This is a genomic window from Vibrio natriegens NBRC 15636 = ATCC 14048 = DSM 759, assembly GCF_035621455.1.
Taxonomy (GTDB): domain Bacteria; phylum Pseudomonadota; class Gammaproteobacteria; order Enterobacterales; family Vibrionaceae; genus Vibrio; species Vibrio natriegens.
Window position 1 is genome coordinate 1,714,702 of sequence record NZ_CP141823.1, and the last position, 18,193, is coordinate 1,732,894.

Below are 18,193 nucleotides of genomic sequence, written 5' to 3' on the forward strand. Positions count from 1 at the left end.
TTTTTGTCTCTTCACTTTACCTGCAAGCCATAATTGCCAGCGTTTGAGCACACGATATTTAGGTTGAACTTGAAATACCTCTGCGTCTAGCTCGTAAACTGATGGTAATTAAGTCTGTTGTCGTCATATGGCAAGTGCCAGGTCTGTCCGTACCCATCCGGAGTGTTACCGATAAGAGCTATTGCCCGACTAGCATCTGGCGTATAAATGAGGTTGCGTTTTACATCATCACACAAAAAGACTTTGGCAATTTTACCTGCAACAAGAGCGTCGATAATGGTCGAGTTCGTGATGCTTTGCGTCTTACCCGGACCATAAAATTCAGGCGCACGACAGATAACAGCTTCGATTGAACCTTGCTTCATCGCGTCAAGCAGCATACTAGTGATCTGAGCACGAACTTGTCCTTTAACTCCATTAGGTGCAAAAGGCGCGTTCTCTAATTGAGGTGAATCGGTTTGTGTAAGGTTGAAGCGCGAAAAGTAATCGCCTTTGAATTGACCTCGCAAGACGACCGCTAGAAGTAGTTCTAAGTTCTGATTTATAACTTAATGTTTACGTAGTGATGAAAGGAACAATCCCTTTCAGCGCACTATATGCTGAAAGGGACGTCAGTCATTAAAACTGTGTGGCTAAAACTCAACTGTCACTGTATCAGAACAGTCACTATTTCCAATGCTGCCAGCGTTACATACGTGATACGTGAATGTGCCCCCACCTTTACCAAGATTGGCGTCAGTATATTCCCCGTTATCAACCACATTTTCGATGAGTGGGCTACCATCCCGGTATATATCTATTCCTTTGCCGTCATCTGTTGCTGTCCATACAAGATCAGCGTACATGGTTCCTCTGACTTTGCGAGGGATAACGGTGAGATCAATACCATAGCCTGATCCACCACCTGCGTTAGGATCGTCAACCGGAATGTTTTGTGAATAAGTACCTGTTACTCCACCGTCATCAGTTACTGTTAACGTAACAGAGTAGGTACCATACTCTTTATAGGAGTAACTTGGATTCTGAATAGTCGACGAATTACCATCACCAAAGTTCCAGAACCAACTTTCAATATAACCATCGCTATCATCAGAGACGTCAGTAAAGTTAACGGTTAGCCCACTAACATCATCACTATCAATCGAATGGGTGAATTCTGCCGTAGGTGCTTGATTAGAGGCTTGATCAACTTGAACTAGATTAGGGAACAAGTTACTAACATCCAGTAACGGTTCTTGAGTCGCGTCATCCGAATCATCGGTCCAATCAAAATTACCCGCACCTACAACGACACCATATAATATAGACACATCTGCTGCATTCGAAGGTGGATTAGAGCTCGCCAATAATGCCAAGGCACCGGCCACATGCGGAGAAGCCATGGATGTACCACTAATTGTGCCGTACTCTCCCTGCTCCAGTGGATAGGTAGATCGAATACAGACGCCCGGAGCTGCAATATCAACAGCACTACCCCAGTTACTGAAATCAGCCAGAGTGTCATCTTGATCTGGGCGACAGGTCTGAGAGCCAAAACCTCCAGGCGCACCATCAAAGTCTGCCAGGGCACTTACGGTTAATACGTTATCGAATGCTGCGGGACTATAATTATTTGCATCATCGCCATCATTACCTGCCGCAACAACAAAAGCGACACCAGCGTCAACGGCTCCTTGAATGGCATCGTATTCAGCCTGGTTGAAACCAGGGCCGCCCAGACTCATATTGGCCACTTCAATATTTCCGTTAGCTGCTATCCAATCGATCCCAGCAACGATCCATGAGGCATAACCGCTGCCTCTGGAATTTAGCACCTTCACTGACCACAGACGGGCTCCGGGGGCAACCCCAACCACACCAATATCGTTATCCAGAGCCGCTATGGTTCCGGCTACATGAGTACCATGATAGTGGTCATCATCACCACCACTACCACAGGTTGTGTTAAATGGCCCTCCAGTTGCACAATTAACGCCTCCAACGACATTCAGATCCGGGTGCTCAAAATCGATGCCGGTATCAAGTACAGCAACATCCACATCTACTCGATAATCATCGTTACTATCAATATCAATGCTAGTATTCGTATCAGCGAAAATTCTTTGGATACCTGTTGGAGGGATCTGAGCTGAAATATAGCGTAGATCATCTGTGGCGACATATTTGACCTTAGGGTTTCTTTCTATAGCCGCAACCGCTTGGGGCGGTACTGTGATAGAAAAGCCTTTCAGGGCGTGCTGGTAGATAAAGCCAATATTGCCGCCAACCTGACGTGATATTTCGTTGGCTGTAGCCGCTGGGTTATCGATATGGTCATGAAAAACGACAATATATCCTCCGGAAGGAGGCGCTGCTATCGTGATTGGTATAACGCCAATCAACGCTGTCAGCGAGAGTAGCAAAGTAACTAAAATTGGTTTCATCGTAAGTGCTCCAAACTAGGTTAATCTTTTCCAGTGGTAATTAGCTGTCCGGATGATCTTCAATTTAAGCGTAGTAGCTGATAGCGTTATAAATAAACTCAGAAACCATCAAATTTGAGATATATAACTTCAAATAGTTAGCTTTCTGGTTAGAGTAATTGTGATTAAAGGTGAGATATTCTACGCGTTTCTGTCCGATAACAGCCTAGACCCTAAAAGTGAAGTTTGTAATCTCCATCGACTTTGTTGTTTGACTAACTACCGAGGAGCATACCGCTAGTACGTTAACGCTTAAGTGGAAAATTGCTCTGTGTACACCACAATTAAAGTAGTCAAAAATTAGGGTGGCATCATGGAACGAAGGCATTTTCTAGCTTTATGGACACTACTGTTTGCTCCATCGCTCAAAGCGATGAGTCCAATGAAACCTACACCAGCGCAAACAGAGGGGCCGTTTTATCCGGTTAAGCGAATACCGCTTCGTGAAAACTTGATTTTGCAGCCTGATGGATTAGTGGGTGAGCCCATTGTATTACATGGCAAGGTCGTGGATACGTCTGGTAATCCAGTCTTTGGTATTAAGGTTGAGATCTGGCAGTGTGACGGTCAGGGCATTTATGACCATCCCAATCAATCGAGCAACGAAAAGTTTGATCCTCACTTTGCTGGCGTTGGTGCCGCTATTACGGACAAAAACGGGCGTTACCTCTTCCAAACCTTATATCCCGTTGCATACGGTTCGCGTCCTCCTCATATACATGTAAAACTGTGGCGAGGAGATAAAGAACTGTTAACCACGCAACTCTATCTGAAAGGCAATACTGGTAACGAGTGGTGGGGCGGCAAAGCGCGCGACTATTTGCAATTTGAGCCAATAAAAATCGACAATCGCTTAACGGGAGAGTTTACCTTTGTGATTACATAGATAGCAGACTGCTTTTTATTTTACTTAGGCAATACTTTTCTAATTCGACTAGAAATAGCACTGAAGAGGCGACGATCACTATTCGCAGCCATACATCAAACTCCAGAGCTGTTGTTCCAAACAGTACCTGCATGAAAGGTAGATAGGTGAAGCAAGCTTGAAAGACGATCAGCACCACGATCGCAATTAATACGTAGACATTGCCTATTAACCCTTGTCGACAAAAAGCGGTGTCGAGAATAAATCGAGTATTGAACAAATAAAATATTTCAAACATAACCAATGTGTTTACTGCAACGGTACGCGCTCTACTAATGTTTTCTTGCTGTTCCATTTCCCAAACAAACATGCTGAGAGTACCAAGCATTAATATCAGGGAAACAAATACCACTCGCCAGATCAGGTGTGAAGTTAATAGCGGTGATTTTGCTGAGCGAGGTTTACGTTGCATTAGATTTGGTTCTTTGGGTTCAAAAGCCAAGGCTAAGGCAAGTGTAACGGCCGTGATCATGTTAACCCAAAGAATTTGAATGGGTGTGAGGGGCAAGTCTTTGAACCCCCAAACTACCGCTGCGAGGATAATCAACGCTTCTCCGCCGTTGGTTGGCAGAATAAACAGAATCGCTTTTTTCAGGTTATCGTAGACAGCGCGTCCTTCTTCTACCGCGGCTGTAATCGACGCGAAATTGTCATCGGTGAGCACCATTTCGGCGGCTTCTTTGGCGGAGTCTGTGCCAGTAATACCCATGGCTGTCCCTATGTCAGACCGTTTGAGTGCTGGGGCATCATTCACGCCATCTCCAGTCATCGCAACTATCTGTTGATGTTTTTGTAGCGTGTCGACCAGTCGCATTTTATGTTCTGGGCTAACGCGAGCATAAACATCAATGTCTTTGGCAACGGCAAAAAGCTCATCGTCTGTCAGCGCATCGATTTGCTGGCCAGTCAGCGTGTTATGTGAATTGATGAGTCCAATCTGGCTTGCGATTGCTTGTGCCGTAAGCGCATGATCGCCAGTCATCATCTTTACGCGTATTCCAGCATTCTTACACACACTAATAGCGTTGATGGCTTCTTGTCTGGGCGGATCTATCAGGCCAAAAAGCCCAAGCATGATGAGCCCATCTTTGACGTCATCAAAGGTGAGTTCAAGCTGAGTATAATGAGTTGGCCGATATGCAATTGCCAAAACCCGCATCCCTTGTTTGGCCATCATTTCAATCTGCGTGTGCCAGTAATTACGGTCAATTTCAGTGGTCAAACTGTTCGTATCTGTATCGATATGTTGTTGATTACAGATTTCAATAACTCGTTCTGGCGCACCTTTTATGAAAATAAACGCTTGTCCTTCATGATTATGATGAAGTGTTGCCATAAAGCGGTGTTCCGACTCGAAAGGGATAAGATCAGTTCTTGGAAAGTTTTTCGTCTCTGTCTCAATATCTATGCCCGCTTTCATTCCGGCGATAAGCAGTGCTCCCTCCATCGGGTCACCTTGTATTTGCCACTTTCCATCATGCAGTTGAATGTTGGCATCATTACACAACACCGCAGCTCTCATCGCCTGAATAAGAAAAGGATGCTGCTCAGGGTAAATCGATGTGTTATCAATAGTCACTTCACCATGAGGGTCGAACCCTGTGCCGCCGATTCCGAACTCGTTGTTTGTAGTAATGACTTTTTGTACGGTCATTTCATTTCGCGTAAGGGTTCCGGTCTTATCGGTGCAGATAACTGAAACCGCCCCTAGCGTTTCTACGGCAGGTAAACGGCGAATAATGGCATTACGTTTGGCCATCCTTTCTACGCCAATAGCAAGCGTGATGGTCATAATTGCGGGTAACCCTTCTGGAATCGCCGCAACGGCTAGGCTGACAGCCGCAAGAAACATATCTGTGATCGGGTAACCTTGAATCAGCAAGCCATAAATGAAGGTAGCAAGAGCCACAATTAAAATCCCAGCGGTTAAAAGGCGACTGAACTGAGCAATTTGCTTAAGGAGTGGGGTGGTGGTGGGTTTTACTCGAGAAACCAGAGAGCTAATTTTTCCCAGTTCGGTGTCTATGCCAGTTGCCACAACGACACCTGAGCCTTGTCCGTGAGTAATCATCGTTCCTGAATAAGCCATGCAATAACGGTCTGCTAATTCACTTTCGGGACTGACGGGGTGAGTGGTTTTCTCTATTGTCATTGACTCACCAGTGAGTATCGCTTCAGCCACTTGTAAGCCTTTAGTGCGAACCAAACGAAGATCGGCGGGAACTCGGTCACCTGATTGGAGGATCACAACGTCACCAATAACAAGATCTTCGGCATTGATAGTCGCTTGATGGCCGTTTCGCAGCACTAAAGCGGTTGGAGCAAGCATGGATTGAATAGCATTGAGCGCATTTTCTGCTTTGCCTTCCTGCAGGAACCCAATAATGGCATTAATGATCACTACGCCTGCGATTACTGCTGCATCCACCCAGTGACCGAGCGCAGCGGTGACGACCATAACCACTAACAACACATGAATCAGGACATTGTTAAACTGGCCGAGTAAGCGTTGGAAAATCGATCGACCATGAGAAGTCGGAAGCTTGTTAGCTCCAAACTTAGCTAGGCGTTGAGATGCCTCTTGAGGCGCTAGGCCGCCTGTTTGGCTAGAGAGCGTAGCAAAGGTATCTTCGATGGATTTATTGTGCCAAAGGTTGCTAATTTTATCCATGAACCTGCCTCTTACTAGTGGCACTTAAGAATATGCTCTTCGTTTTATAATTATAGAATATCGGCTAGATGATGAGATGAGAAAACAGGGGGAGTATCATGACTTAGCTCAGTGATTTTGATTCACTTCATCTCAATCAACTTGTGCATAAAGAGAACCCTATTGAAGTAACGCCTCGCGCGCTACTTTTGGTGTCAGAACGCAACGGGTAACTGTGGACTGCTATAATTTATCTAGGTTCACGTAGCAAGGTTAAGGCTATGAGCTCTCAGCCGAAAAACTCGTCAAAAGCTTCTAAGGCTCCGGTATCTGGTGTGGGCCATTCCATGCCATCAATTCCACTTCTCAATCATATTGCTGTTTGCCCCAAACCGACGCAAACCGTGTGCCCATTTTGCGGTGTAGGGTGTGGGATGCTGCTTTCGTGTAATGAACATGGAAAAGTTTCTGGTATTAGCCCGTTAGAAAGCCATCCTATCAGCGGGGGGAAGCTGTGTGAAAAAGGATGGAGTAGTCTCTATGCCATTTCACCTGAAAACAGAATAACTCAGCCATTAAAGCGCATTAAGGATAAATTTACCCCCATCAGTTGGGACGAGGCGCTAGAGGAAATCAGTTCATCTCTGCTTAGTATTATTGATGAGTTTGGTTCTGACGCGACTGGGGTGATCAGTAGTGCTCGAGCGACCAATGAAGATAACTACGCGGCTCAGAAATTTGCTCGTGCAGTACTAGGTACCAATAACATCGATCATTGCGCCCGTATTTGTCATAGCCCGACTGTCGCAGGTTTACAGCAAGTTCTTGGCTCAGGTGCTATGACTAACAGCATCAAAGATATAGTCGAGGCGGAAGTGATCTTAGTGATCGGTGCAGACCCTACGGAAAACCACAGCGTTCTCGGAGGGCAGGTGATGCGTGCCAAACTGGCCGGAGCCAAGTTAATCGTTATTGATCCCCGAGTGACGCGTTTGGCTAAGCTAGCGGATTTGCACTTGCAGCTTACACCGGGTAGTAATATTGCGCTCATCAATGCCATGATTCACGTTATTTTAAGTAATCACTGGCATGATGAGGAGTTTATCGCTGGCCGTTGCGAAGGATTTGAGTCTCTGGAGAAACACGTTGAAGGAATAACGCCTGAATCCGTGGAGAGTGTTACTGGCGTCGACGCTAATCTGATTCGGCAGGCTGCCCAATATTATAGCCAATCCGAGCGAGCGATGATTCTGTACGGGATGGGTATCACGCAGTTTGTTAGTGGTACTTCCAGTGTGATTGCGTTGGCGGATTTGGCTCTGATTTGCGGACATATTGGCAAACCGGGCACGGGCATTAATCCGTTACGCGGACAAAATAATGTGCAGGGCGCTTGTGATATGGGCTGTTTACCTAACGTCTACCCGGGATATCAGTCCGTGGAAGACAGTATTGTTCAGCTGCGCTTTTCTGATTACTGGGATTGCGATGTGGCATCGACACCGGGTTTAACATCATTAGGCATGACCAAAGCGGCGTTAGCTGGGCATTTTCGGGCTCAAATTCTTTTTGGTGAAGACCCCGTGGTAACCGATCCGGACCAAAACCACGTTCGACAAGCTTACAAATCTTTGGACTTGCTGGTGGTTGCCGAATTGACCATGACTGAAACAGCAAAACTGGCTGACTATGTTCTTCCTGCTGCTTCGTTTGCTGAGAAGTCGGGCACCTTTACCAATTGTGAACGTCGCGTACAGCACATTAACCCTGCTATGACACCTATTGGCGAAGCCATGGCGGATTGGCAGTGGTTGCAAGCACTGGCAAAGAAAATGGGGAGTGACGCATTAAATTGGAGTAACAGTGAAGAACTGTTCGATGAGATGGCAGCGATTACACCTGCTTACCAAGGGATGAACTACGCCAAGCTGGATAAGAACTACGGTCTACAGTGGCCTTGCAACGACGATGCGCCCGAAGGTACCGCGGTGCTTCATGAAAAAGAGTTTCCTATCGGACGGGCTCGTTTGACACCCGTTAAATACATACCGATTGATGAATCCACCGACTCTGACTTTCCACTGCTATTAACCACCAATCGGCTGCATTTTCACTATGGCTGTGGTTCCATGACGCGCAAATCACCGTTGTTGGAACGAGAAATCCCTCCTGGAATTTTGTTTATTAACCCTAAAGATGCTGATCTCCTCGGGATTTCTTTGTATAGCCCGGTCAGTGTTCGATCAAGACGCGGCTATATCGAAACACGAGCGGTGATCACCGATGATGTTGCGCCTGGAGTGGTGAGCATGCCTTACCATTTTAAAGAGGCACCATCGAATCAGCTCACCAATACGGCGCAAGATCCCGTCACCAAAATGCCAGAATTAAAAGCCTGTGCTGTTGAGGTGGAGCTATTGCCTGTTGGGCATAAGCCGCTCGCTCCTTGGGAAAAACCGGGAGAAGGAAAATGACAAAGACTTACCTGTTAGATTCTTTAGATGAACTCCGAATGCATTTACTACAGAGTCGTACTCTGTATCAGGTCGTTGCGAATAGTGAGAATGGGACAGAAGATTATTTTTGGCAACAAGTGCTTGCACAAGACCTACCGCCTTTGATCAATCAATTACCGACCCATTCGGCTAAGGGGTTCTTCTTCACTGAAAACGAGCCACTGTACGTATTTGACGGGAAGTTGTTTAAAGAGACACTGCCAAACGTGGAACCGTTTGTTTTGTTTGGTGTGCAAAGTTGTGATTTGGTCGCGATTCGTTATCAAGACGAGTTCTTTGAGCAAGACCCATACTATCAAGCTCGCCGCAAACAAGCGTTGTTGGTCGGTGTGGATTGTACTCACCCATGTAAGCACGGCTTCTGTCCTACCGTTAATGCGGGTCCGAGTGTGCGAGACGAAACCGCGGATTTAGTTATTCATCCTTTAGACGAGGAATCATGGCTATTGGTGGTATTGTCAAAGTTGGGCGAAGAGGCAATACAAGGACTCGATCTTAAAGTGGCGTCGACTCATCATCGGAGCAAGCGCTGGGGAAATATCGCCCATTGTGAGCAGGCTTTCCCCGACGATCGTTATCTTATCGAAGGTATCGAAAAAATAAGTGAAGGCTTAGTGACAGAAGAGTTTTGGCAACACGTGGGCATCCAATGTTTAGGGTGTTCTGGGTGTACGACTCTTTGTCCAACGTGCTCGTGCTTTGGTACTCGCTCAATTACAGAAAAAAATGGTTCTAAAGACCCTCATGCTTCTCAAGGTAACAATGTTTCTCAAGTCAGGTTTTGGGACTCCTGTTTATATGAGGGATTCCAGCGTGAAGCCAGCTTTCACAATCCCACTAAGGAAGCTGGGAAAAGGGTAGAGCGGTTCTGGTATCACAAATTCAGCATTGATTTTGTACCTGAGTTTGGACGTTATGGCTGTGTGGGGTGCGGACGATGTGAGCAGACATGCCCTGGAGTTATTGGCGTACATTCACTAATGAAAAGGATAGCCGATGATGTTTAACCTCACGCCGGATAGTATCGAAATTATTGATTTTTATGATGATGGCGAAGACACGCGCCATTACCATTTTCGGCTACTCGATTTGGACAGAAAATGGATGAAAACCCAAAGTGGTCAGTTTTTCATGCTTTGCGTACCGGGGAGTGGTGAAGCACCGTTTACCTTTACTCAGCTACCTGACGATAAGGGAAATTTTAGAGCACTGGTACGCAAAATGGGCACTGTCACAACGGCTCTGTTCAGAAAAGAACGTGGGGAAATATTGGGCGCTAGGGGGCCTTTTGGTCATGGGTGGCAAGTCAGTGAACTGGTGGATAAGAAGGTTTTAGTCATAGGTGGTGGGTGTGGCCTCGCGCCCTTGGTTAGCGTTGTTGAACAACTTATCGATCAGCAAAGTTATACTCAGTTGGAAGTGGTTTATGCTGCACGTAACAAGCAAACTTTGTTACTGAAACCAGAGCGAGAGCGTTGGAAGCACTGCATTCCTATGTTCAACGTTGTTGAAGATCTCACTGGGCTGGATGAGCAAGATTATTATCCCGGTACGGCAATCGGCGTTTTACCAAAAGTTCTGCATTCATTTGGTGAGCAGCCAGACTGTGTGCTGGTTGCCGGGCCTGAAGCGATGATGAGTGTGGTGAGCGAATATTTAGTTTCTTACGGTATCGATGCGAAAGATATTTACCTGTCCGTCGAGCGAAGAATGCACTGTGCGGTGGGGTTGTGCGGACATTGTTACCTGAAAAATCATTATGTTTGCACCCATGGCCCAACATTACGTTGGGCCGAGGTGGGTGAATTATTAACCGTATAGTGCTGTTTAGGTTTGCGTTACGGTTTGTTGGCTTGAGAAATTTCCTGTTCCGCTTTGGCTACCACTGTACAGCCTTTGGCGAACGAGTCTGGGTTGAGTGAAATTGAATCAATGCCACAAGAGACAAGAAACTCAGCAAATTCCGGGTGATCAGAAGGTGCTTGCCCACAGATACCGACTTTGCATCCTTTGCTGTGTGCGACATGGATGACTTGCTCAATCAGGCTTTTAACCGCGTCATCTCGGGCATCAAACATCGGTTTCAGTTCTGCTGAGTCACGGTCAATCCCCAACACTAGTTGAGTTAAGTCGTTACTACCGATAGAGAAGCCATCAAATCGCTCTGCAAATCGGTCGGCAAGAATGACATTGGATGGTATCTCGCACATTACATAGACTTGCAGCCCGTTTTCTCCTCGTTTAAGCCCTGCTTCCGCCATTACTTCCAGCACTTTGTCGGCTTCACTGACGGTACGACAGAATGGGATCATCACGATGATGTTATCGAATCCTATCTCTTCTCTGGCTTTTAAAATCGCCTTACATTCAAGTTGAAATGCTTCTTTGTAACGAGGATGGTAGTAACGTGAGGCTCCGCGTAAACCGAGCATCGGGTTCTCTTCATGAAGCTCAAAGAAATCCCCGCCAAGCAAGCCACGATATTCATTTGATTTGAAATCAGACATGCGCACAATGACTGGCCTAGGGTATTGGCTTGCGGCTATTTTACTGACGCCAAGGGCGAGGTTATCGACAAAATAATCCGCCAGTGTATCAAACCCTTCACACCGTGTTCTGATTTGGTTTTCGACCTCAGGATCGGTGATTTGCTCTGGGTGTAACAGTGCCATCGGGTGCAGCCCTATATGGCTGGAGATAATAAATTCGATACGGGTTAAACCAATCCCAGCAGTAGGTAGTTGCCACCAGTGGAAAATACCATCCGGCATGGCGGCGTTGATCATGATTTTCGTTTTAGTCGAAGGCAACGCTTTGAGATCGATCTCTTGCGTGGTGTAGCTGACTTCGCCTTCATAAACCTGACCAACTGCACCTTGAGCACAACTCAATGTCACCAGTTGTCCTGATTGGAGTTTCTGTGTCGCGTGTTCGGTACCGACAATCGCAGGAACTTTAAGCTCGCGGCTAACAATCGCCGCGTGGCTGGTTGGCCCACCTGAGTCGGTGATGATACCAGCCGCTTTACGCATTAACGGCACCCAGTCCGGATCGGTGCGCTCAGTCACCAGAATGGCTCCCTCTGGAAATGAGTCGATATCATCAGGAGACAGCACTGTGTAGGTTTGGCCGATTGCGATGGCACCGCCGACACTGGCGCCTTCAAGCAACACCGGTGCGGAGGTTTTTTCCAGCTTATAGTTGACCAACAGAGCGGCATCTCTATGGGATTCCACAGTTTCTGGTCTCGCCTGAACCATATACAATTGCTGGGTGAGGGTGTCTTTTGCCCACTCCATGTCCATAGGGCAGCCATAATGGCGTTCGATGATCACCGCCCACTTGCTCAGCTGCAATATTTCGTCATCACTTAGTACCAATTGACTGCGCTCTTCGCTACTGGTTGACAGGGTAATGGTTGGCTGAGTGACGTTTCCTGACTCATTGAACTGCATTTTTTCCAGTTTATTACCGAGCTGTTTTTCAATGATAGGGCGTTTGTCTGGTTGCTCAAGCAGAGGTTTATAAACCATAAAGCGATCCGGTGTGACCGAGCCTTTAACAATGGTTTCACCTAAACCCCAACTACCATTAATCATGACCACATCCGGGAAGCCGTTTTCAGTATCCAGACTGAACATAACCCCCGCGCATTGTGATTCGATCATCTGTTGAACACCAACGGATAAAGCGACTTGTTGGTGCTCGAAGCCTTGTTCTTGACGATAAACAATGGCGCGGTCGGTATAAAGGGAAGCGAAACATTGTTTGCAAGCTTCAAGGACTTGTTGATCACCACGAATATTCAGATAACTTTCTTGCTGACCAGCAAAACTGGCTTCAGGGAGATCTTCTGCGGTGGCGGAGCTACGAACGGCGACGGAAGCTGAAGGCACACCAATTTGTTCGCATAAAGCGTGGTATGCATCTAAGATCGAGTTCTCTTGCTCTGGGGTAAAGCTTGCCTGACTGATTAGGGTGCGTATGTTCCTACCGGCTTCCGCAAGGCTGATCTCTTCGCGATTCATCCGGTCGAGAAATTCGCCAATTGGATCGTTCAGTTCATTTTGCGCGAGAAAGTCGCGGAAGAACTGCGCGCTGGTGGCAAAGCCGTCTGGTACCCGAATACCGCTCTCACTGAGTTGGCTGAGCATTTCACCTAAACTGGCATTTTTGCCTCCGACGAGGCTGACATCTGTTTTATGAAGCTGTTGATAGCGATATATCAACGGTTGCGCGTTTTGTGTAGACATAGTCAGCGTCCTTGTTTTGTTTAAAGGGCTGTCTGCCGTCATTGGCGCGATAGTGCTGCGCCTACTGACACCTTTCTTGCAGATAGCTTTTTAATTGGTTGTAACTGCGTACTTGGGTGTAGTCTCCTTCCGGGATACTAACGCCGGTACTCTTTTTCAGAGACGCGAGGAGATTAAGAAAATCCATCGAATCCAGATCGCACTCTTCGCGCAAATCTTCATCAAGGTCTATTTCGTCCATTTCAATTTCCGGTGCGATGTGTTTTATCGCGTCGGCAATCGTGGTTGGTATATTGATATTGCTCATAAAGCCTCCGGATGTTGAAGTTGCTTCGCCAATGCTTGCAGAAAACGAGCTCCTGTGACGCCGTCACTTACACGATGGTCAGCGGCTAGTGTGACGGTCATGATTTCTCCGACTTCTATTTGATTCTCTCTTATTACTGGAGCCTGACGCTGGCGGCCAAGACCAATGATCGCCACCTGAGGTGGGTAAATCACACCAGTAATACTGTCGGCTCCACGTTCTCCGATACTGGTTACCGTTATGGTGGTCTGGCTAATCTCGGAGCTGCGAAGTCGTCCGCGTCGGCTACGCTCCGCTAAATCGCGTAGTGCATCCATGGTTTGATCCACGGACAACTGGTCCGCATTGAGAATGCCCGGAATAACCAAACCGCCTTCTCGCAGACTGATGGTATTACCGATATTCACCTCCTCAGAGGGGGTGAAGCGACCGTCTTGATAAAATCCATTGAGATCAGGGAATTTTACCAACTGACGGGCGATGGCGTTTAGAATAACGGCGGGTAGCAAAAGCCGTTGCTCTGGTTCGCGCTGTTGATTCTGTTCCGCCAGCCAGGTTTGTACTTTAGTCAGGTCAATGTCCAACGCGAGATAATAGTGGGGAATCTCTTTTTTCGAGCGACTCATGGCTTCACTAATTGCTTGCCGCATTGGTGATACGTCTTGTCGTACTGCTTTTGTTTTGTCAGCAGGTGGCGGTGTTTGTGAATCGGCGTCTTTAGGTAAGTCTCGTAGGAGAACGGCACCATATGGGCCACTGCCAGTTAACGTCGAAAGTTCAATGCCTGATAGATGCGCCGTTTTTCTTGCGACTGGCGATGCGTATTGCCGTTGTTGGCTTTCAGAAGGCGAGGTCTCTGAAATGTGTTTTGATAGCCCGGTATAAGTTACGGTGTCACTTATTGGTTTTGGCTCATTGACTGAAGGTCGGGCTGTTTTAGGCGCAATGTAAGGCGGCAATTCTTCAGCTTCTGCTTCGGCTACAGGCTGTGATGTATCTGCTGTTGTTGATACCGGTTGTGTGTGCTCAATATCATTGGAAACGGAGGTGTCGCTTGTCATTCGAGCCATGACACTACCAACCGGCAGTTTGATGTCCGGCTCTATCAGAAGCTCAGTGATGGTGCCCGTATGGTAAGACTCCATGTCTATCGCACCTTTACTGGTCTCAATTATCGCAATGATGTCACCTTTTTCTACATGATCGCCCGGCTTTATTTGCCACTCCATCAGCGTACCATCGCGCATGTCGGCACCAAGTGCGGGCATGGTGATATCAATTAAGGAGCCATCGCGCGTATTGTTTTCCATGAGCTGATACTCCTCATTTATTCTGCCAATCGGGCGACATAAAGGTTGCCTTTGCTGCGCTCACGATTTTTTCCACTTGCGGAATGGCGGCCTGTTCTAAATGGTGAGGGTAAGGTATTGGCACTTCTTGTGTACAAACCCGGCCGACTGGGGCATCGAGTTGCCAAAAGGCGTTTTCCATAATGATTGCGCTGACTTCACCAGCCAGACTTCCGGTATACCAACCTTCATCAATGATGACGGCACGGTGTGTTTTTGAAACACTGGCAATGATCGTATCGGTATCTAACGGTCTGAGTGAGCGAAGATCAATGACTTCAGCGTCAATGCCTTCGGTTTCTAGCTGATAGGCGGCTTGTAAGGTTTTACCAAGGTTGCCGCCATAGGTAATGAGTGTGACATCTTTACCTTCCCGACGAACCAACGCTTTATCCATTGGGCCATCAGGCGCTTCCGTAATTTGACCTTCTTCATTGAGCAGCATGACATGTTCAAAAATGATCACCGGATCAGGGTCAGCCATTGCCTGATTGAGCATGTAACAAGCATCATTGTGGGTGGCTGGGCTTAACACTTTTAAACCGGGAACATGCGCATAGAAATTCTCCCAGCTGTGTGAGTGTTGTGCAGCAAGCTGTTTACCTGCACCACAGGCCATACGAATGACGATAGGAACATTAAACTGTCCTCCGGACATATGTTGCAAAGTCGCGGCGGTATTAATGATCTGATCCATGGCGAGCAAGCTAAAGTTAACGGTCATGACTTCTATGATAGGGCGCATACCACCCAGTGCGGCACCGACACCGACACCGACAAATCCCGACTCACAAAGTGGGGTATCAATGATTCGGTCAGGGCCAAATTGTTCAAGTAATCCTTTGCTGACGGCGTAGCAACCACCATAACGACCGACGTCCTCACCCATTAGGAACGAGCGTGGTTCACTAATTAGAACGTCATTGATCCCAGCACGAAGTGCTTCTCGGTAGGTCATTTTGTCAGGCGCTTGGCTACAAGGTAGAGGTTCTGGTGGTGGCTCGCCTCCCGGACTGTGCACAAAACGGGTAAGTTGTTCGGTGGGTTCTAACTCACCATTTTCTGAGAAAGTGATGGCTTCACTGATTTCTTCGGCAATTTTCGCTTCAATATCAGACAGCTCTTGATCCTGAAAGTGGCTGTTTTTTTGCAGCCAATGGATGAGTTGCTTCACTGGTCCTTTTTCTTCCCACAGGGCGACTTCACTTTTATCCCGATACAATTGCGTATCGAAACTAGAGTGGCCGCGGAATCGGTAGGTCTGACACTCGATAAAATACGGTTTTTTCTGCTCGCGGACGTAATCAACCGCTTCACAGGCAGCGGCTTCTACATCAACCACATTCATGCCATCAACTTGAGTAGATTCAATGCCATAACTTCTGGCTTTTTGTGAAATATTAGTGTTTGACTCTGAGAGCGCTAAAGCCGTGCCCATAGCATAACGATTGTTCTCACAGATAAACAAAACCGGAAGATCCCATAAAGCTGCGAGGTTAAGGCTTTCATGGAATTCGCCTTCAGCAACAGCTCCTTCACCAAAAAAACACACCGCAATCGCATTTCTCTGCATTTTCTTATTCGCAAGCGCGAGGCCGGTCGCAAGAGGCAGACCACCACCCACGATGGCGTTGCCTCCGTAAAAGTTGTGATTTTTGTCAAACAGATGCATCGAACCACCACGGCCACGGCTACAACCATTCGTTCGACCATACATTTCTGCTAAAACACTACCCATGCTCATGCCTCTGGCTAAGGCGTGCCCGTGTTCGCGATAGGTTGCGACGATCTGGTCATCTTTATTAAGTGCAGACATGACACCGACAGCGATGGCCTCTTCGCCAATATACAGGTGCAAAAAGCCACGAATTTTCTCTAGTGCATAAAGCTCCGCGCATTTTTCTTCAAATCGACGAATTCGTAGCATCTGCTCTAGCTGTTTGAGCAAATGCTCTCGATTGATATGGAGTCTTTTGTTCATTGTTCATCACTCTCCAAAGTCGAAATATCACCTTCAGGCAAGCCCAGCTCTCGTGCTTTAAGTAAGCGGCGCATGATCTTGCCACTGCGTGTTTTTGGCAGGTTGTTACGAAAGACGATTTCTTTCGGTGCGACTGCGGCGCCAAGGCGTTTGCGAGCTAAACCAAGCAGCGATTGTTGAAGTTCTTCATCTGCGGTGACATTAGGTTTAAGCGCGACAAAGGCTTTGACGATTTGACCTGCAACGGGATCGGGTACGCCAATCACACCAGCCTCGGCGACTGCTGGGTGCTCCATGAGGGCACTTTCTACCTCGAAAGGTCCAATCAAGTGGCCAGAAGATTTAATAAGGTCATCTTTACGCCCGACGAACCAGAAATAGCCGTCGGCATCTTTCATCGCGAGATCGCCGCTGAGGTACCAATCGCCTCTAAAGCAGGACTGATATTTTTCTTCTTGATTTAAATAGCCGCGAAACATAGAAGGCCAGCCGGATTTGAGCGCGAGCTCTCCGACTTGCATTGGCTCTGTTTCTTCACGTAGGGAACCGTCATCGTTTTGATTCACAATGCCAGCTTCAATATCGGGAAGTGGTTTGCCCATTGAACCCGGTTTGACCGGTCTCGAAGGAACATTGGCAATCATGATCCCGCCAGTCTCCGTCTGCCACCAGTTGTCATGAAATGGCATACCAAAGACTTTTTCACCCCATTCAACCGCTTCAGGATTCAGTGGTTCGCCAACGCTGGCCATAAAACGTAAACGAGACAAATCGAATTGCCTAGGCAGCGCTTCACCTATTTTCATCAACATACGAATCGCAGTTGGCGCGGTATACCAAACGGTCACATGTTGATCCTGTAAGATCTCATACCAACGTTCAGCATCAAACTCGGCTTCGTCAATAATCATGCTTACGCCCAAACAGAGTGGGGCGATAATGCCGTAAGTGGTGCCCGTTACCCAGCCCGGATCGGCAGTACACCAATAGATGTCATCAGGTTTTAGATCTAATGCGTAAAAGGCTGAATTAATATGATGCTTTACGGCCTGATGAACATGAATGACACCCTTAGGTTTTCCTGTTGTGCCGCTGGTAAAGTGAAGTAGCGCCATATCTTCAGGCTGTGTAGATTCGCATGGGCGTTCAGCGTTCGTATCAGCCATCATCTCGTGATAGTTGTAGCAACCGGGTTCGCCATCAGCGCCACCATCTATCAGCAATACCGCTTTAATATGATCCAACTCCTGCCACCAGCCTTTGAGTTTTTTCCGGTATAAGCTGCGAGTAGTAATGACGACATTCGCCGACCCAATCTCCATTCTGGAGCGGATAGGCTCGGGGCCAAATGCTGAAAAGAGTGGAGTAAATACACAACCGGCTTTGAGGGTTCCTAACGCCGCAATGTAGAGTTCTGGCCTGCGACCCGTAAGGCTGAACACTCTGCTACCACGCGGTAAATCGAGTGTAGATAATAGATATGCAAAGCGGTTAGTTTGCTCACTCAGGTCGCGGTAACTGAAGTCAATGACCTCGTTGTCTTTACTGATCCAACGAATAGCCAGTTTATTATGTTCCGGTTGGGTAAGGTGTCTATCTAATGCCTCGAAACCTATGTTTAAACCGCCTTCACTCAAACCTTTCAGCAAAGGAGGAGAGAGCACAGCGTTGCGTGGATCTAATTGCAGGTTGGCATTGTCCGCTAGCGTTTGGTGAAAAATTGTTTTAACCATAATTTGGCATCCCGCAC

12 protein-coding genes are annotated in these 18,193 nt (G+C 47.3%); 4 read left to right on the forward strand and 8 right to left on the reverse strand.

The genetic code is table 11. The annotated features are described in order from the left end of the window. Positions 1-86: 86 nt before the first annotated feature. Both VER99_RS22060 and VER99_RS22065 read right to left on the reverse strand, forming a co-directional pair. On the reverse strand, positions 87-509 hold the full coding sequence (locus VER99_RS22060; protein WP_020335958.1) for an NAD-dependent epimerase/dehydratase family protein: 423 nt from the start codon (positions 507-509) through the stop codon (positions 87-89). 123 nt (positions 510-632) lie between these two features. Then, positions 633-2,423 carry a S8 family serine peptidase gene (locus tag VER99_RS22065; protein ID WP_020335957.1) on the reverse strand — a complete coding sequence of 597 codons (1,791 nt, stop codon included), beginning with the start codon at positions 2,421-2,423 and terminating at the stop codon, positions 633-635. A 352-nt stretch (positions 2,424-2,775) separates the two neighbouring features. Here VER99_RS22065 and VER99_RS22070 point away from each other — a divergent pair, with 352 nt between their 5' ends. Continuing rightward, entirely contained in the window at positions 2,776-3,348 is a 573-nt protein-coding gene (locus tag VER99_RS22070; protein WP_020335956.1) for a dioxygenase family protein, read from the forward strand. On the opposite strand, the gene VER99_RS22075 is transcribed toward VER99_RS22070, so the two are convergent. Continuing rightward, positions 3,341-6,058 carry a cation-transporting P-type ATPase gene (locus VER99_RS22075; protein WP_061778629.1) on the reverse strand — a complete coding sequence of 906 codons (2,718 nt, stop codon included), beginning with the start codon at positions 6,056-6,058 and terminating at the stop codon, positions 3,341-3,343. The two genes, VER99_RS22070 and VER99_RS22075, sit on opposite strands and share 8 nt — an antisense overlap. Positions 6,059-6,318: 260 nt before the next feature. Between VER99_RS22075 and fdhF the strand changes: the two genes are divergently transcribed. The 3 genes from fdhF to VER99_RS22090 are packed head-to-tail and all read left to right on the forward strand — an operon-like array spanning position 6,319 to position 10,374. Then, the gene (gene fdhF, locus VER99_RS22080; protein WP_020334981.1) at positions 6,319-8,511 is read left to right on the forward strand and encodes a formate dehydrogenase subunit alpha; all 2,193 of its coding nucleotides are present in this window, start codon (positions 6,319-6,321) and stop codon (positions 8,509-8,511) included. Continuing rightward, entirely contained in the window at positions 8,508-9,560 is a 1,053-nt protein-coding gene (locus tag VER99_RS22085) for a 4Fe-4S dicluster domain-containing protein (protein ID WP_020334980.1), read from the forward strand. The genes fdhF and VER99_RS22085 overlap by 4 nt, the downstream gene beginning before the upstream one ends. Then, positions 9,550-10,374 carry an iron-sulfur cluster-binding protein gene (locus VER99_RS22090; RefSeq protein ID WP_020334979.1) on the forward strand — a complete coding sequence of 275 codons (825 nt, stop codon included), beginning with the start codon at positions 9,550-9,552 and terminating at the stop codon, positions 10,372-10,374. Before VER99_RS22085 ends, VER99_RS22090 begins: the two co-directional genes overlap by 11 nt. 17 nt (positions 10,375-10,391) lie before the next feature. On the opposite strand, the gene ppsA is transcribed toward VER99_RS22090, so the two are convergent. The 5 genes from ppsA to acsA all read right to left on the reverse strand — a co-directional run bounded on the left by ppsA (position 10,392) and on the right by acsA (position 18,176). Further along, positions 10,392-12,806, reverse strand: coding sequence for a phosphoenolpyruvate synthase (gene ppsA, locus VER99_RS22095; RefSeq protein WP_020334978.1), 2,415 nt, complete (start codon positions 12,804-12,806; stop codon positions 10,392-10,394). A 61-nt stretch (positions 12,807-12,867) separates the two neighbouring features. Next, complete coding sequence (locus tag VER99_RS22100; protein ID WP_014234339.1) at positions 12,868-13,113, reverse strand: acyl carrier protein; 246 nt, start codon at positions 13,111-13,113, stop codon at positions 12,868-12,870. Next, positions 13,110-14,423 (reverse strand): dihydrolipoamide acetyltransferase family protein, encoded by a 1,314-nt coding sequence (locus tag VER99_RS22105; RefSeq protein ID WP_020334977.1) that lies wholly within the window; start codon positions 14,421-14,423, stop codon positions 13,110-13,112. Before VER99_RS22105 ends, VER99_RS22100 begins: the two co-directional genes overlap by 4 nt. Before the next feature lie 13 nt (positions 14,424-14,436). After that, positions 14,437-16,443: a pyruvate dehydrogenase (acetyl-transferring) E1 component subunit alpha gene (gene pdhA, locus VER99_RS22110; protein ID WP_020334975.1), complete on the reverse strand. Its 2,007-nt coding sequence runs from the start codon at positions 16,441-16,443 to the stop codon at positions 14,437-14,439. Continuing rightward, positions 16,440-18,176, reverse strand: a complete 1,737-nt coding sequence (gene acsA, locus VER99_RS22115; protein ID WP_020334974.1) for an acetate--CoA ligase — start codon at positions 18,174-18,176, stop codon at positions 16,440-16,442. Before acsA ends, pdhA begins: the two co-directional genes overlap by 4 nt. Positions 18,177-18,193 lie beyond the last annotated feature (17 nt).

Excerpts from the sequence above, each read along its gene's own strand:
- VER99_RS22065 (WP_020335957.1), bottom strand. The coding sequence starts at position 2,423 with ATGAAACCAATTTTAGTTACTTTGCTACTCTCGCTGACAGCGTTGATT.
- VER99_RS22070 (WP_020335956.1), top strand. The coding sequence starts at position 2,776 with ATGGAACGAAGGCATTTTCTAGCTTTATGGACACTACTGTTTGCTCCA.
- VER99_RS22075 (WP_061778629.1), bottom strand. The coding sequence starts at position 6,058 with ATGGATAAAATTAGCAACCTTTGGCACAATAAATCCATCGAAGATACC.
- fdhF (WP_020334981.1), top strand. The coding sequence starts at position 6,319 with ATGAGCTCTCAGCCGAAAAACTCGTCAAAAGCTTCTAAGGCTCCGGTA.
- VER99_RS22085 (WP_020334980.1), top strand. The coding sequence starts at position 8,508 with ATGACAAAGACTTACCTGTTAGATTCTTTAGATGAACTCCGAATGCAT.
- VER99_RS22090 (WP_020334979.1), top strand. The coding sequence starts at position 9,550 with ATGATGTTTAACCTCACGCCGGATAGTATCGAAATTATTGATTTTTAT.
- ppsA (WP_020334978.1), bottom strand. The coding sequence starts at position 12,806 with ATGTCTACACAAAACGCGCAACCGTTGATATATCGCTATCAACAGCTT.
- VER99_RS22100 (WP_014234339.1), bottom strand. The coding sequence starts at position 13,113 with ATGAGCAATATCAATATACCAACCACGATTGCCGACGCGATAAAACAC.
- VER99_RS22105 (WP_020334977.1), bottom strand. The coding sequence starts at position 14,423 with ATGGAAAACAATACGCGCGATGGCTCCTTAATTGATATCACCATGCCC.
- pdhA (WP_020334975.1), bottom strand. The coding sequence starts at position 16,443 with ATGAACAAAAGACTCCATATCAATCGAGAGCATTTGCTCAAACAGCTA.
- acsA (WP_020334974.1), bottom strand. The coding sequence starts at position 18,176 with ATGGTTAAAACAATTTTTCACCAAACGCTAGCGGACAATGCCAACCTG.